Raw genomic sequence first — 15,586 nt, 5'->3', positions numbered from 1 at the left:
AGGACTCATTTGCTCCTCTTAACAATACTCACCAAGGATGAAAAAGCAATCTTACATGATAAAGGAAGGTGTAAATAGATGAACGAGAAAAATGTCAAAAGCATGGAAAAAGATGAAGCACTTCAGGCTGTTCCAATCGACCAGCGCCAACACTGGTTGACTCCAGCAATGATTTTTGGTGGGCTAGAGTTTACCATTCCCGTATTAATGGTAGGAGCAACACTTGCCGGAAGCTTTGGTTTAAGTGAGATTCTCCTTTTCCTCATTATTGCGCTGTTCGTGATCCAATGGAGTGGAAACGCCCTCCAAGGGTATATTGGTGCGAAAACAGGCCGTTCTTCATCTGTTATTGCGCGCACTAGTTTCGGGTCAGCACAGGCGCGATTTATTGTTGGTTTAACGATTTTCGTTGTCTCGCTTGGTTGGTGGGCGGTACAGACATCGGTTGCCGGCAATGCTATATCTGCCATGTTCGGTGTCGATTATACTACCCAATGGGGACTATGGGCATTAATTACCGTAATAGCAGGATTACTTTTTGCGATCCCGTCAATCATCGGTTATAGTTCGATGAAATGGACCGATTATATTGCAGTTCCGGCAGGTCTATTATTAATCGCTGGTGGTATTTATTATGCGTTAAAAAATACTGGATGGGAAACCATTACTAACTGGGATCCCGAACCAACTATGGGAATTTTGGCGGCAATTAGTCTAATTATTGGTGCTAACGTGTCACAATGGGTTATTGCTTCTGACTACACCCGCTATGCAAAGCCCACAATTAAAGATAATATCTTAATTCCAACAGGTATTGTCCTAGTCGGTTTTCCGTTGTTCATCGTTGGTGCTGTCATGTCGGTTGGTGTTGGTGACGCCGATATCGTAAATGTCATGATGAACTTAGGCTTCCCGGTTTGGGGATTTTTGATTTTATGGTTTGCGACATGGACCAGTCAACTCGTAAACAATTACAGTATGGGTTTAGCCCTTGCCAATATGCTCAATGTCAATTCGAATAAAGGACGAGCACTCCTTACTTTCGGTGGGACGATCATCGCGATTGTCGTGGCGTTGGCAGGGATCCTTGACTACTTTATGGACTTCTTATACTTAACAGCACTAGTTTATCCAGCAATTGCCGGTGTCATGATGGTAGATTTCTTCCTCATTCGAAAACGTACTTGGAAGGATAACGGTGGCTGGAATTGGATGGCGACGATTGGTTTAGTCGTTGGTACGGTATTAGGATATGTTACGCAATATGTCACGACGTTTGGACTGCCAGCTGTTCAATCCTTGATTGCTTCTGGTATCGTGTATTATGTTGCTATGAAAATAAAAGCGAAAGTAGCACCGGATCATTTTACGGAAGGTATGTCAGGCGATTTGCCGGTAGATTTGGGAGTGGAAGCGAAGTAGATTTTTAGTTGAATATTAAATCAAGCCATCCGCGTGAAAGTCATTGCACGGGTGATTTTTGGATAAGGAGATTCGCTCTGCAGGTACAAGGTTCAGATCGAGTCTCCTTTTTTGATTGAACGTTTTGTAAGTCTTATAAAATTTGCAGCTCCTTAGGAAATGAAGTCAGCACTTCCGCTTCACCATTTTCGTTAATATAGACTTCATCCTCGATCCGTACCCCACCATAATTAGGTATGTAAATCCCTGGTTCGATCGTAAACAACAATCCAGCTTCAGCAATCTGTTCATTGTTTTCATGGACAGATGGTTCTTCATGAACTTCGACACCAAGTCCATGCCCAACACGGTTGTTAAAATAATCACCGTACCCTTTTTCATGAATAACGTTTCTAGCTGTGATATCAAATGTTTTAAGCGGTACTCCCCCTTGTACGGAATTTATTCCAGCTTGATTGGATTCCAAGACAATGTCATAGATTTCTTTCTGCTTGTCCGTTGCTTCGCCAATAATAAAAGTTCTCGTAATATCAGAACAGTAACCTTCTTTTATCGAGACACCCATATCAATTAATAAGAAGTCACCGCTTTGGAAAACGCGATCACCCGGCGTTCCGTGTGGTAATGCAGCTTTTTCGCCGGATAACACAATTGTTGAAAACGATGGACCTTCTGCACCATGTTTTGTCATGAGATATTCCAATTCGGCTGTAAATTCCAATTCTGTCATACCTGGCTTCACCTTTTTAATTCCCTCGGCAAGTACTTCTTCAATAATATCTACAGCTTTTTGTACATATATCAGTTCGTCTCTTGACTTTTTGAGTCGTTGTTCGTTGATAAATGACTGGATGTCTTCATAAACTGCTTGAGGAAACGCCGACGACAAATGTCGATGCTGGAACATGCTTACCGATTTCATTTCCACCCCGAAACGGTTTATTTCATCGCCTAGCTCATGTTTGAGTTTGGTATATGGATCTTCTTCATCGGAAATCGGGACAATGTTTTTCACGATCGACGCCTGTTCAGCCATTTCCTTATCCAACGCTGGAACGAAAAGGGTGAATTTTTGCGTTCGGTTATCCAGAACTAACGACATAAACCGTTCATGAGGATCGGAATTAAAACCAGTATAATAGAATACATTTGCCGGCGCAGTAATCATCGCCACCTCTATATTTTTTTCTTCTAAACGCTCTTGCAGTGTTTTTAATCTACTTTTGTAGTCGATAGTCATCGTATAACCTCCATTTCTTATTCTACCTTATCATTTCATGCAAGATTTGTACCAGAAATGGCGGTCAAAAAAATCTAATGTAGCATAAGAGTTACAATAAGATAATATAAAAAATAGGGAGGTGGATTTATGCATTTCAATCGATTGCTGTCAACGGAGATTTACACGTGGCAGGAGAACCACTAAGAATCATAACGGGTGGTTTTCCGGAAATTAAGAGGGCCACGCAACCGGAGCGAAGAGCGGATTGCATTAAACATTTAGATCATATTGTGGAAACTGGCAAATATGAAGTACAAGGTGAGCGAAAATTTGTCATTGATAGTCCGGCAGGAGAAGTAAACGCTTATGCCTGAAGGTCAGTTTGGTTTGAAAAAGTCGATCGTTTGTTTACAAAAAAGAATTTCCGGTGAAAATTGCTGATCATTCGTCTACAGCAGACATTGCCCTTGAAGGAGCAATTCTTGACAGTGTCAAAATAAATTTACACGTGAATAATGAAAGTTTGCCAGAGTTACAGGACTGGGGTATGAAAATTAAATATTATATTGAAGAAAATCTGGACGTAAAGCACTCACTGCAAAATGATTTAAAGATATATATGGGGTCATTTTTTCGGATGAACCATCAGTAGAAAAAGCGGATTTGAAAAATGTAACAATATTTGCCGATCGACAAATTGACCGTTCGCCATGTGGTACAGGGGCAAGTGCAAGGGTAGCAACGTTATATGCGCGGGGAGAATTAATCAAAGGGGAAACTTTTGGAAATCACTATGCTCAAATTTTATTAGAGCATAGTGATTTTTATTTTTACTACTTGATAGATATGGCTTTTATGTTTGAACTAACGACTTAACATGTTGACTATTTAGACTATTAATTCGCTACTTATTTAGTGAAAATGTAGCTAGCTAACAAGATCCTGTTTTGAGTAACCTGAATTTGTGAAGTGATCTGGTTTGACTTGAGATTTAATTTTCATAACAAGTAAATAAACTATACCAGAAATAACCAAAGATTGTAGAGCTGGAATTCCAATTTTAACAACATACTCAGTTAGATATCCGACAGATGAACCTGCTAATATCGCAATTGTTGCAATCCAATTCCAACCTTGGTTATCTACCCATTCCTGCTTTCGAATAAAGAAAAAGTCAGCAAACATTACCGCTGCAATTGATGGATAAATTACAGCCATGATAATAAGAAAATCCATGAAGTAATTTAAAATACCAGCTATCGATAAAACTACACCTAATACAGATCCGACTACTGTTAGAATTGCTCTGCCCTTACTTGTGTCAACATTCAACATATTTGATGCTGCCAAACCAATTGAATAGCTTGCAACAAGTTGACTTGTCCAAAGGGCAATCCATAAAATCAAAAACCCCCAAAAAGGAAAACCAAGATCTTGCATAACAGCCACTATATCGGGATTACCTACCCCAACGGACATAACTGCGCCAGTTAAGAAAAAGAGCATTCCAATTGCAACAATACCTAAAGGAATTAGAGTTTGATCTTTAAGTGTTGGTTTTGAGTAGCGAGTGTAATCAGAAGCGATTAACCACTGTGCGACATTAGCACCTAAAACTAAGCTAATTGCTCCGAAAAAAGTTATAGATGGATCTGGGTTCCACGAAAGTATTTTATCCCAGCCTTCTCCTCTTAAAGCATAATATACACCACCTGAAATAAGAAGAATTCCAGCGGGTACTGCAACATAATCTGTCCACTTCATTGAGTTGTATCCTAATACAGCTGGAAGTGCAAATAACAATCCAGCAATTAGAGTTATTATTGCCCACATAATCCAATTTTCAGTGTAATCAATTCCAAACATTGCCGATAATGCATTTCCTGCTACGGATGTATTTATTCCGAACCAACCAACATTCAAAACAACAAGGGCCAATCCAACAATAAATCGAGCTTGAATTGAACCAAAGGCAGATCTTGCAATAACAGATGATGGGCGTCCTGTTTTAGCTCCTAGGTAGCCTTGCAAAGCATTTCCAATCCATTGTATTATGACTAAGCCAACTACTAATATCCAAAATACGTTTGATATACTAAAGCTACCTGCTAATGTTGCTCCAACCATAATGACTGGAACAGCAAATTCCAAACCACCAAAAATACTAGCGGGGACAATCCAATGTTGCCGTTCTGAGGCTGGGACAGCAGAAAGGGGTGAATCTGTATTTTTATCCATAACCATATATCCAAAACCTCCTAATATTTCAAAATATTTTATTTGCGTTCAAAATAGATTCTCTCTATACCTTCTGTCCAAATACGTTTCCCCACATTTTTAAGGGGTTGGATCTGTTTATAATCAATCTGGGCACATTCACTGGCTCATTTCCCCTATGTCTTCTAGCCAATTCGTCACCATAGTAAATGGCGATGGCCTGAGAAGGGGGGTTAGACACTTCTCAGTTCCAATCGCGCCAATAGCAAACTTGAACTATACTTGTATAAATGGTTTGATTTTCACCAATAGGATGATCATCAGAGTGTAAGCTAGGTTTACTTCTCTTCCGGACCACCTTGATTGTGTGACAATACTTTCATAAAGGGAAAGCGTTCCAAACCACTTCACAAGTTTTAGGTGCTTGATCTTCAAGTAGGGTTGCAGTGAATTCTTCTCCCCCCTAAAGCGTATTTTTATATGTCGCACTTTATTTCGTTCCGGTAAAAAGTTTTTTAGTTTCTATGCACTTGCACTGTGCTTGAATCGTAGGTTACACCATACTCTTTAGACGCTGTGTCGGCATCGATGTAACCATCAATTATATCTTCTAAAACATTTTCGAGAGGGCGTTCAAGTGGATTTCCGAAACCGCCACCTCCGCCAGTTTTAACAATAACGCAATCCCCTTTAGAAAGTGGTTTTGCATTTACTTTCAATATGTCTTCTTCTCCATTAGATGTCTTAACCGTTACTATTGGTGGTTTTCCAGATTGTCCACCAAATAATCCCCAACCTGGGGTTTTCGATCGTTCGAACCACATTGATAAGTTAGCATTGGTTCTAAGTTCGTATTCTCTTGTAACACCTAGCCCACCTCGAGTTTTTCCAGCACCTCCAGAATTTTCTCTTAACAAATAAGAGTTAATTTTAAGAGGATATTTACCCTCAAGGACTTCAACAGGTAAGTTTTTAAAATCACCATTTGAGTTATTAATTAAACCAGATTGGCCATCGTTGGCGGAAAATGCTCCCCATCCACCGGCCGTTGGTTCAACGTATAGAAATGTCGAGTTTGACTTTTTATCATGTCCAGCAACGGTAATTACCATAGAATCCCCATAATGGGCTGCTGCACTTTGTTCCTTAAGTACTGGTGATAAAGCCTTTACAATTAAATCTATTAATAATCCAAGAGAAGTAAAATACCACCCACAGGCAGCTGGCTCTTCTGCACTGAATATCGTTCTTTTGGGAACGATAATATCCATCGTTTTAAAATTACCTCCAGTAACTGGAGAGTCAGGTCCTATTAGATGTTTAAATGCCACACGACAAGCTGAAACAGTTTGTGCAAGTCCGCAGTTTGTCATACCTTGTCTTTGTTCACTAGACCCGGTTAGATCAATTGTTAAACGGTCACCGGCTATAGTTACTTTTACCTTGACTAGCACGGGGTCATCGGTTACGCCGTCATTATCTAAGTAACCTTCTTCTTCATATACACCATCAGGTATACTTGAAATCTGCTCTTTATCCATAATTTCGGATTGCTTAAAAATATCCTTAATTGAGCGTCTAAAAGTATCAAGACTATGTTTTCTAATAATGTCGTAAACTCTTTTTTCGCCAGTCCGGCATGCAGCTATTTGAGCATTCATATCTCCTAAAGCATCATTACTCAATCTACTATTTATAGTAATAAGCTGAATAATGTCCTTACGGGGTTCACCAGCATCATAAATTTTAGTTGGAGGAATTCTAACTCCTTCCTGGTAAATTTCTATTGCATCCATTGGATAGCCAGGATCTTTTGCGCCAATGTCCAGCCAGTGAGCGCGTGTTGCCGAAAAACCTACTAAATAATCATCATAAAATATTGGAGAAATTATTGTTATATCATTTAAATGTGACCCAGCTAAATAAGAGTCATTCATGATATAAATATCTCCGGGTTTATAGTTATCATTTCCGCCTATGAAATTTGTGGTTTCCCTAATACATACGTCCAAATTTCCCAAAAACATTGGTAGACCGGATGATTGCCCAAGTAATTCAGCATTTTCATTATAAATTCCAACACTACAATCCTTCATTTCATAAATTATTGGTGAGAAGGAGCTTCGTGCTAGACTTTCGTTCATTTCTTCTGCTGCAGAAATTAATGCATTACGAATAATTTCTGTAGTAACTGGATTTTCTAAAAAAATAGGTGTTTTTGTTTCACTCATTTTTCATTCCTCCTTATTACCTCGAGATTTCCGAATCTGTCTACATTAACTGTATAATATTCTGGAACAACAATAGTCGATGTGGAAGATTCGATGATTGTTGGTCCACTTACTATATGTCCGAAGGCTAGATCATTTGTTGAATAAACTGGGGTTTCTATTTCTTTATTATTCCATACAACTGCTTTTCTGCGAATTGGTTCAGGACTTCCTAATACCTTATCACTACTTTGAATATTCTCTTCGTTCTCTAATTTTCCTAAACCTACAATACGTAAGTTAACAACCTCTACAGCCCCTTCAGGATTACTATGACCATATATATTCTGATGGGTATTATTGAAAAGTTCTGTCAAACGATTAATGGAATTACTTTCAATTTTGCCATCTACTAGAGGAACAGTTACCGTGTACTCCTGCCCTACATAGCGTAAATCAACTAATCGTGTGAATTGAATATCTTCCTTACCAATATTCTGTTGATTAAGAACGATTTCTGCTTCTCGTTCCATATCATTATAGAGATCTTCTATTTTACTAAAATCACTATTTTCTAAAAAAGATACATAGTTACGTACGTCATCATGACGAATATCCGTTTGAAGCATTCCCCAAGCAGAAAATGTGCCAGCAACAGTTGGAATTAAAATTCTATTAATATCTAAATGATCTGCAATTAACATTGAGTGCATTGGTCCTGCTCTCCCAAATGCAACCAAGGAAAAGTCACGAGGGTCAATTCCTTTTGTAACAGTTAATGTTCTAATCGCATCTGCCATTTTTGCATTAGCAATATCACAAATACCTTCAGCAGTCTCAACAACGCTCAAATCAAGCTTTATAGCTATTTTTTCAATTGCTTCATATGCAGCATTCCAATCAAGTTTCATTTTACCGCCTAGGAAGCCATCAGCATCAATTCGACCAAGTATTAGGTTAGCGTCTGTAACAGTTGCTTCTGTTCCACCGTTTCCATAACACGCAGGTCCAGGGGTAGCACCGGCGCTATGTGGTCCAACACGTAAACCACCGCCTTCAATCCATGCTATTGAGCCCCCTCCAGCACCAATGGTATGCATGTTAACCATCGGAGATAATATAGGAAACTTTTCAATATTTGCTTCAGAAGTTACGTCCGGGTCACCATTAATTACCATACTTACATCAAAGCTAGTTCCCCCCATATCAACACAAATCAAGTTTTCGTTGGCAGTTTGTTGGCCCAATGTTAGACTGCCCATTGTCCCGCCTACTGGCCCAGATAAAAGTGTTTGAATTGGTTTGTTCTTCGCAATTTCTGAAGTCATTACGCCTCCATTTGATTGCATAATATATAAATCTCTATCCAACCCTCGATTGTCAATTTCGGATTCGAATTTTGATAAATAATTTTCAACGATAGGTGCAATATACGCATTGATAACTGTTGTGCTGGTCCGCTCATATTCGCGCCATTCCCGTACCACTTCATGTGACAAAGAAACGGACATTTCAGGAAGTTGTTCTTTGATTTTTTGCTTAATCAATCTTTCATGTTCAGGATTTTTATACGAATGTAATAAACAGACAGATACTGAGTCATAATCTTTTTCAGCAATTTCATTAATTACATTTTGAAGGCTTTCGTAATTTAGTGGCATGTCAATCTTGCCATCTACTAAAATCCGTTCTTCTACTTCATATACATGGCGTCGTTTAATAAGTGGATCGGGTTGCCGATATTGGATATTATAGATTTCCGAACGGTTGGCTCGTCCGATCTCATACAGGTCTCTAAATCCAGATGTAACTATAAGAGCCATATTGGCACCTTTTCTTTCTAAGAAAGCATTTAAGCCAACTGTAGTTCCGTGTACAAAGAAATCAACTTCATTAAAATCTTGTACCATTCTATTAATACCACTTAAAACACCATCAGATAAATTTTTAACTGTTGTAGGTACCTTTTCAGCATTATATTGGCCGGTTTGTTTATCAAATAGTACTACATCGGTAAACGTACCTCCAATATCAGCTGCTAATCGATATCTTGTCATATTAATTTCCTCCTATAAAAAATGAATGTGCTAAAAATACTCGAATCCATCTATTATTTTTGAACAATCACCTCCTAAGATATATAATCTTGTAGTCCTTTAAAAGAAACTGAGGAGCTTGTTATATATACAACACAAATTAAAAACTTACTTTTCCAGATGTTTAAAATGCAATTTCTATGCCAAAATGACCACAACATACTGATTTATCCCATAATTATTTCATTTTATATTATAAGGGTATTGTAAATTGAAGCGGTTTCATCAAGGGATGAAGAGATGATAATATAATTATAGGCAGGGTATAAAGAAAACTGTAAACCTATTAGATACACTAGTGTCAAAAGTATTAGAAAATATTTAATAGGGTGTATATTTCTTTAGAAAAAGTTTCTTTTATGTCGATGGTTGGCGTGAAAAGCGTCTTAGCAAGGGATTCCCGTTCGTAGCTTATGACTCCCTTTTCTTATAGTATCTCGACTAACGTGAAATTTATGGTCAAAGAATGATTGGGCACCTTTTCCAATGGCTTCAGCCGTCAATGCCATGGCCATTCGTTTATCTGAACCTTTTAATTTATTGGCGGCTTCATGCAATACATCTTTGAATTTTGTAAAAAGTTCTGTATTTTAGTATCTGTATCCTTTGCCATAAATTAACTAGTTAATTTTTTGAACGTCCCTAAATGCTCGTATCGGCGTTATGTATTTGGGCAATATGGTAGAAGTAGCCCCTGCCAATAATTTATATACAGATCCATTACACTCCTATACGAAGGCTCTGCTATCCGCAATCCCATTACAGATTTTCCGAACGGGAAAGCCCACTAGGGTGCGATAGCATCTCCTTTGGGGCGGGATGGGAGTGGTCGGATACGGAGTGCCACTAAAAACCAAAAGATTTCTGGTGCTTCAAGTATCCGAAAATTCTACTCTTTTTAGTTGTATATCTGTGCTAGTATATAGATAAAACTGATACAATAAATATATGAACGAATACAGAAGAACAAACAAAACCGTATCATTAATCAACTATCATTTTCATGCAGGTGTAGAAAAACGCTTTAAACAGTTCGCACAAGAAATATGGGAGTAATCGGAAATTGCCATTGTTGTTTTAGAGTGTGACAAAGACCATACACACATGTACCTTAACGCACTGCCAACGCTTAGTCCTGCTGCTATCATGGCAAAAATCAAGGGAGTGACTTCTAAAAAACTAAGAGATGAATTTCCTCATCTTCAACATTTGCCAAGTCTTTGGACATGTTCCTGTTTTGTATCTACCGCAGGAAATGTATCGAGTGCAACTATTAAGCGTTATGTTGAACAACAGAAAACAAAGGGGTGAAATGATGTCGCAAACGATCACAGTAAAAATCAAATTGATCCCTACAAAAGAACAGGCTTCCATTTTATCAGAAATGAGCAAAACATATATTTCAACCATTAATGACCTTGTTTCTGATATGGTGAAAGAAAAGAAAAGCACCAAGAAATCAAGTAAGCATATGGATGTTCCTCTACCAAGCGCAGTTAAAAATCAAGCAATAAAGGATGCAAAAAGTGTATTTAAGAAAGTCAAGAAAAGCAAGTATGAAGTTGTTCCAGTCCTCAAAAAGCCTATGTGTATTTGGAACAATCAAAATTATTCTTTTGACCTTACGCATATTTCAATGCCTATCGTGGTTAATGGTAAAGTAAAGAAGACGCCTATTCGTGCTTTATTGGTTGATAAAGACAACCGTAGTATTGATTTGCTTAAACACAAATTAGGTACTCTTCGTATCACAAAGAAATCGAACAAATGGATTGCTCAAATTTCTGTCACTGTCCCTACTACTCAAGGAACAGGATTAAAGGTCATGGGAGTGGACTTAGGCTTAAAAGTACCTGCTGTTGCTGTAACAGATGATGAAAAGGTACGTTTTTTTGGTAATGGCAGACAAAACAAATACAAGAGGCGTAAATTTCGTTCTGAACGCAAAACATTAGGCAAAAAGAAAAAGCTGGATGCTATTCGCAGTTCAAAAGATAAAGAGCAACGCTGGATGAAAGAACAAGACCATAAGGTTAGTCGTGCAATCATAAATTTTGCTAAAGAGAATAAGATTTCTGTCATTCGTTTGGAAAAACTTGCGAATATTAGGCAGACGACACGCACAAGTCGTAAAAACGAAGAGAATTTGCACACATGGTCATTCTACCGCCTAGCTCAATTTATGGAATACAAAGCGAATCTGGCTGGTATTAGAGTTGAATATGTGAATCCTGCATACACTAGCCAAATATGTCCAAAGTGTTCTGAAAAGAATAAGGTACAAGACCGAAAATACAAGTGTAAATGCGGATTCGAGAAACATCGTGATCTAGTCGGTGCTATGAATATTCGTTCTGCACCTGTGGTTGATGGTAACAGTCAATCAGCATAGGGAACTATATGTTCTGCCCTATGAGGGGTGATGGCACACCCTCATCTTGAAAGCTGTTCAAAACAGAAATGGACTGCGAACGCTAAGTTATTCAAGAATCCCACTGGGGTTAGCCAGCTTGCCCGTTTACGGGTGGGAGTGTCAACGGATCCAAATATTGAGAAGGGTCGGGAGCGCATTATTCTAAAGGGAGATGTACCCAGCCCAATTTCTCCACCAAGTGGTTGCCCATTTAGAACGCGTTGTCCTGCAGCTATGGCTATCTGTAGTGAGGAAAAACCGAACTGGAAGGAAGTTCATAATGGTCATTGGGTATCATGCCATTTATATAATGATTAATAGATTGTGATTTTCAAAACACGATAATACATTGGAGGTTCTATCATGAATAAGTTAAGTGCATTAAGAAAACAATTTGGGGAATACAACATTGACGGTTTATTAGTAACGGATAGCTATAATCGGCGCTATATAACCGAATTTACAGGGACAACCGGACTTGCAATCATTTCATTTAAGGATGCAAAATTTATTACTGATTTTCGCTACATGGAGCAGGCATCCGATCAGGTTAAGGGTTATGAAATTATTGAAAATAGGGCAATGTTTCAGGAAGCAGCCAAACAAGCAGAAGATATGGGAATAACAAGACTTGGAATTGAACAAGAAAACTTAAACCTAAAGCAATATAACGAATTAATTGGGTTATTAAAAATAGAATGTGTCCCAGTATCCGGTGTAATAGAGAATTTAAGGGAAATAAAATCGAAGGATGAAATTGAAAAAATTAAAACGGCTGCAAGTATATCTGATAAGGCATTTAAACATATTCTTGATTTTATTCGACCAGGGGTTACCGAAATGGAAATTAATCATGAACTTGAATATCAAGTGAGAAAAAATGGTGCAACCGCCTCTTCCTTTGACTTGATAATTGCATCGGGGTATCGTTCAGCACTACCACATGGTGTTGCTAGTAACAAAAAAGTAGAAAAAGGAGATATGTTAACACTTGATTTTGGCGCATTGTATGAGGGTTATTGCTCTGATATGACTAGAACCATTGCAGTGGGTGAGCCAAAACCTGAATTAAAAGAGATTTATACGATTGTTTTAGATGCACTTCATTTAGGGATTAGTGAGATAAAATCAGGACAATCCTGTAAGGTTGTTGATGATAAGGTTCGCGCCTTCATTACCGATAAGGGCTATGGTGATGAATTTGGACATGGTACTGGTCATTCGTTTGGACTTGAAATTCATGAAAATCCCTACTTTTCTAGCAAGTCAACAGATGTGTTAAAGACTAATATGGTAATGACAGTGGAGCCGGGTATTTATTTACCTGGGATTGGAGGGGTTCGAATTGAGGATGATGTTCTAGTAACAGATGATGGATACGAGGTATTAACCAATGCGCCTAAAGAATTAATTATTTTATAGACTGTAATTAAAACATAAGCGGGTCTGGCTAATTATATGTATATGCCGGGACCGCTTATGCATAGATAGATTTATATTTTGTGCCATCTTATAAAAAGTAAATTAAATGTAAAATAACGACTGTAATAAAAAGCGCAATCGTTTGAAACATAACTAACTGATAAAACAATTGGCTTACCTTTTCAGAAGGTACCGTTGATTCATTAGTGGGAATAAAGGAATCATCACTTCTAGTTATTAACCGTCGAAATCTTCTTAAACCATATGTTATTCCGTCAAAGAAACGATTTTTGATAATGAATAGGGACAAACAGAACGATAAATAGATTAAAAACTGATAAAATAAGATATTTAGGTAGTTAACAAAACTATAGTTTGTTGTAAATAAAAGAAACAAAATAAAACTTATAAGAATTGAAACAACAAGGTAAAACAAATTCTTATTTTTTATGATCGACATATTAATCATCCTATTAAGAAAAATCTTTTTATATTTGACTGGCTTTAATAGTGTGTTCAAAAAGGAGGATGAAAAGGACCGAGAAGTTCGAGGCGGCGTAGTTTCGAGCAGCGGAATGTATGCAATTAGATACATGAGCAGCGGAGAAACAAGCCAACGAGCTTCCACAGGATGTGGTGACTTCGACGTTCGACACAGGACGTGTCGGCACTTAGTCGAAGATCCCCTATGCCGAAGTGTCATTTTCACCGGACTTTTTGAACATCATCTTTAAACGTATTGATTCGGTACATTCTTATCAGATAAAGCCACATATTCCTCCCACTGCTCCTGAAGCAATCGTTTCCCTTTCTTCACATGAGGATGAAACTGAATATAGGCATTATTTCGCGTTTGTTCAATTGCCTGAATGGATTCCTCAATTTCTCTATCTAAACCATCAACACCAGAATTCTGTGCTATCGTAAGTCCTGCCGTTTCCCCTTGGGCGATAGCGACTTTTGCACCCTCAATGCCGGTAATATTGCCGGCAACGTATAAGCCGTCAAGTGATGTTTCCATCCGTTCGTTATGCAACGGGACATAACCACCCAATTCATCGATAAGGTAAAATGGACATCCTGCGACCGCAGCCAATTCGGTTAATGGGTAAAGTCCCCCAGCGATGCATACAAAATCACACGGTACTTTTTTTTCACTTCCAGGAACTACCTCACCGTTTGTGTCTACGTTTGCCAATGTTATGCCTTCAACTTGCCCGTCGCCGTATATTTCAACGACAGCTTTTCTGAGCTGGATTGGAATATCCCACATTTTTACACCATTTTTCGGGTAAAATGTAACACCTAATTTTTTCATGAAATCATTCTTCATTAGTTTACTTCCAAGCCGGACGAACTGTGATGGCGCCATATGGGATACATGGAGCAAGGAATCGAGCACTGTTTTGGGTTGTGCAGCATGGTCCGTTACTTGGCTTAGCTTCGGTAATGTCATGCAAGCGACGTCAATACCTGCAAGTTTTAATTCCATAGCGATCGCGGACGAGAGGGCGTTAACACCGATAATAACACCGCGTTCACCTGGCTTGACCCGGTGAACGTTAGTCATGACTTGAGCTGCACCTACAGACATAACGCCTGGCAATGTCCAGCCTGGTACAGGGACAGGGGATTCAGCGGCCCCCGTTGCCAGCAACAGGTGTTTTGTATAATACGTTTCCCCTTCAGTATAAATGACCCATTCTGTATCCGTTTTTTCAATATTATTTACAGGAGTGTGCAATTGAACGTGAACGCCTAAGTCTAGCGCTTGATCGTATAATCTACTAGACTCGTTTACACCGTTCCACCATGATCCATCGGGTTGTTCGTAAAGCTGCCCTAAAAGTCTTCCACCGGGCTTCAAGTACTCATCCATTACAAATACAGATAATCCATTTTTAGCACATGTAATAGCCGCTGATAAACCCGCGGGTCCCGCTCCGATTATGATTACGTCATGCATGGTTGTTCCTCCAATCTCGTACAGTCGTCGGCAGTTGTCCGCCACTTTCTACAACCATCCCTTCTTTTAGCGGTGTCAAGCATGCCCGAACACCTTGCTGCCCATTTACGGTTACTCTGCATTCAAAACAATGTCCAATATTACAATATATTCCGCGGGGAGCACCACTTTCTTCATGATGTCGTAGTGTACGGATCCCGTTCGCTAAGAGGGCAGCGGCGATTGATTCATTTTCTAAGCCTTGATATGTTTCATTATTAAAGGTAAACGTTACGGAATTTTTCTCTTCTATTTTGCCAAGTACAGGATGTTCAAGGATTCGTTGACTCATTTTTCTTGTCCCCCTAGATTACCGAAGCTGATCGGACGTACTGGTGGTTGATATTTTAACGTTATTTGTGTTTGTTTTTGGCTTTCAAGTGTTGCTGCAATCTTGTCTACCATACAGCGGCATGTTCTGCCACCGCAATATCCCATGCCCGCTCTCGTACGAAGCTTCAATTCCCGTGCGGAGCAATTATAGTTAGCAGCGGTTTCAACTAGGTCTTGGTATGTGATTTCTTCGCATCGGCAAACAATCATGTCTTTTTCTGTCAATTGGATCACCCCTACTTTTGC

Annotated in this window: 13 protein-coding genes and 3 pseudogenes; 7 read left to right on the top strand and 9 right to left on the bottom strand. The window is 38.8% G+C overall.

From position 1 onward, the window contains the following. Positions 1–78: 78 nt before the first annotated feature. Positions 79–1,422 (top strand): purine-cytosine permease family protein, encoded by a 1,344-nt coding sequence (locus IEX12_RS09985; protein WP_088051248.1) that lies wholly within the window; start codon positions 79–81, stop codon positions 1,420–1,422. A 133-nt stretch (positions 1,423–1,555) separates the two neighbouring features. Here the strand turns inward: IEX12_RS09985 and IEX12_RS09980 are convergent, their stop codons facing one another. Beyond that, positions 1,556–2,662, bottom strand: a complete 1,107-nt coding sequence (locus IEX12_RS09980) for a M24 family metallopeptidase (protein WP_188725075.1) — start codon at positions 2,660–2,662, stop codon at positions 1,556–1,558. A 143-nt stretch (positions 2,663–2,805) separates the two neighbouring features. Between IEX12_RS09980 and IEX12_RS09975 the strand changes: the two are divergent. Then, positions 2,806–3,427, top strand: a pseudogene (locus tag IEX12_RS09975) (proline racemase family protein); the annotation flags it as partial. Positions 3,428–3,571: 144 nt separating this feature from the next. Here IEX12_RS09975 and IEX12_RS09970 read toward each other — a convergent pair. From IEX12_RS09970 to IEX12_RS09955, 4 genes and pseudogenes are all read right to left on the bottom strand, one after another. Next, entirely contained in the window at positions 3,572–4,888 is a 1,317-nt protein-coding gene (locus tag IEX12_RS09970; RefSeq protein ID WP_088051246.1) for a purine-cytosine permease family protein, read from the bottom strand. Positions 4,889–5,240: 352 nt separating this feature from the next. After that, a pseudogene (locus tag IEX12_RS23380) lies at positions 5,241–5,285 on the bottom strand (hypothetical protein); the annotation flags it as partial. 91 nt (positions 5,286–5,376) lie between these two features. Then, complete coding sequence (locus IEX12_RS09960; RefSeq protein ID WP_188725074.1) at positions 5,377–7,092, bottom strand: hydantoinase B/oxoprolinase family protein; 1,716 nt, start codon at positions 7,090–7,092, stop codon at positions 5,377–5,379. After that, a complete protein-coding gene (locus tag IEX12_RS09955; protein ID WP_188725073.1) occupies positions 7,089–9,128 on the bottom strand; it encodes a hydantoinase/oxoprolinase family protein in 2,040 nt (679 codons plus the stop codon). Before IEX12_RS09955 ends, IEX12_RS09960 begins: the two co-directional genes overlap by 4 nt. A gap of 702 nt (positions 9,129–9,830) precedes the next feature. Between IEX12_RS09955 and IEX12_RS23375 the strand changes: the two genes are divergently transcribed. The 5 genes and pseudogenes from IEX12_RS23375 (at position 9,831) to IEX12_RS09935 (ending at position 13,002) form a co-directional block, all read left to right on the top strand. Further along, positions 9,831–9,968 carry an ABC transporter ATP-binding protein gene (locus tag IEX12_RS23375; RefSeq protein ID WP_371871295.1) on the top strand — a complete coding sequence of 46 codons (138 nt, stop codon included), beginning with the start codon at positions 9,831–9,833 and terminating at the stop codon, positions 9,966–9,968. 147 nt (positions 9,969–10,115) lie between these two features. After that, positions 10,116–10,478 (top strand): annotated as a pseudogene (gene tnpA, locus IEX12_RS09950) (IS200/IS605 family transposase). Positions 10,479–10,482: 4 nt separating this feature from the next. Continuing rightward, complete coding sequence (locus IEX12_RS09945) at positions 10,483–11,559, top strand: RNA-guided endonuclease TnpB family protein (protein WP_088051243.1); 1,077 nt, start codon at positions 10,483–10,485, stop codon at positions 11,557–11,559. Between the two features lie 30 nt (positions 11,560–11,589). Continuing rightward, positions 11,590–11,898 carry an oligopeptide/dipeptide ABC transporter ATP-binding protein gene (locus IEX12_RS23815; protein WP_088051242.1) on the top strand — a complete coding sequence of 103 codons (309 nt, stop codon included), beginning with the start codon at positions 11,590–11,592 and terminating at the stop codon, positions 11,896–11,898. 45 nt (positions 11,899–11,943) lie between these two features. Continuing rightward, a complete protein-coding gene (locus IEX12_RS09935; RefSeq protein ID WP_088051241.1) occupies positions 11,944–13,002 on the top strand; it encodes a M24 family metallopeptidase in 1,059 nt (352 codons plus the stop codon). An 88-nt stretch (positions 13,003–13,090) separates the two neighbouring features. On the opposite strand, the gene IEX12_RS23810 is transcribed toward IEX12_RS09935, so the two are convergent. From IEX12_RS23810 to IEX12_RS09915, 4 genes are all read right to left on the bottom strand, one after another. After that, positions 13,091–13,462: a DUF3899 domain-containing protein gene (locus IEX12_RS23810; protein WP_159457789.1), complete on the bottom strand. Its 372-nt coding sequence runs from the start codon at positions 13,460–13,462 to the stop codon at positions 13,091–13,093. Positions 13,463–13,732: 270 nt separating this feature from the next. After that, positions 13,733–14,968: an NAD(P)/FAD-dependent oxidoreductase gene (locus tag IEX12_RS09925; RefSeq protein ID WP_088051239.1), complete on the bottom strand. Its 1,236-nt coding sequence runs from the start codon at positions 14,966–14,968 to the stop codon at positions 13,733–13,735. Next, entirely contained in the window at positions 14,961–15,299 is a 339-nt protein-coding gene (locus IEX12_RS09920; protein WP_088051238.1) for a (2Fe-2S)-binding protein, read from the bottom strand. The genes IEX12_RS09925 and IEX12_RS09920 overlap by 8 nt, the downstream gene beginning before the upstream one ends. Next, entirely contained in the window at positions 15,296–15,565 is a 270-nt protein-coding gene (locus tag IEX12_RS09915) for a (2Fe-2S)-binding protein (RefSeq protein WP_088051237.1), read from the bottom strand. The genes IEX12_RS09920 and IEX12_RS09915 overlap by 4 nt, the downstream gene beginning before the upstream one ends. Between the last annotated feature and the right edge of the window lie 21 nt (positions 15,566–15,586).

The sequence above is a fragment of the Lentibacillus populi genome (assembly GCA_014642895.1).
GTDB lineage: Bacteria > Bacillota > Bacilli > Bacillales > Amphibacillaceae > Lentibacillus_C > Lentibacillus_C populi.
Note: the sequence above shows the minus strand (reverse complement) of the source record. Positions and strands in the feature narration are given on the sequence as shown.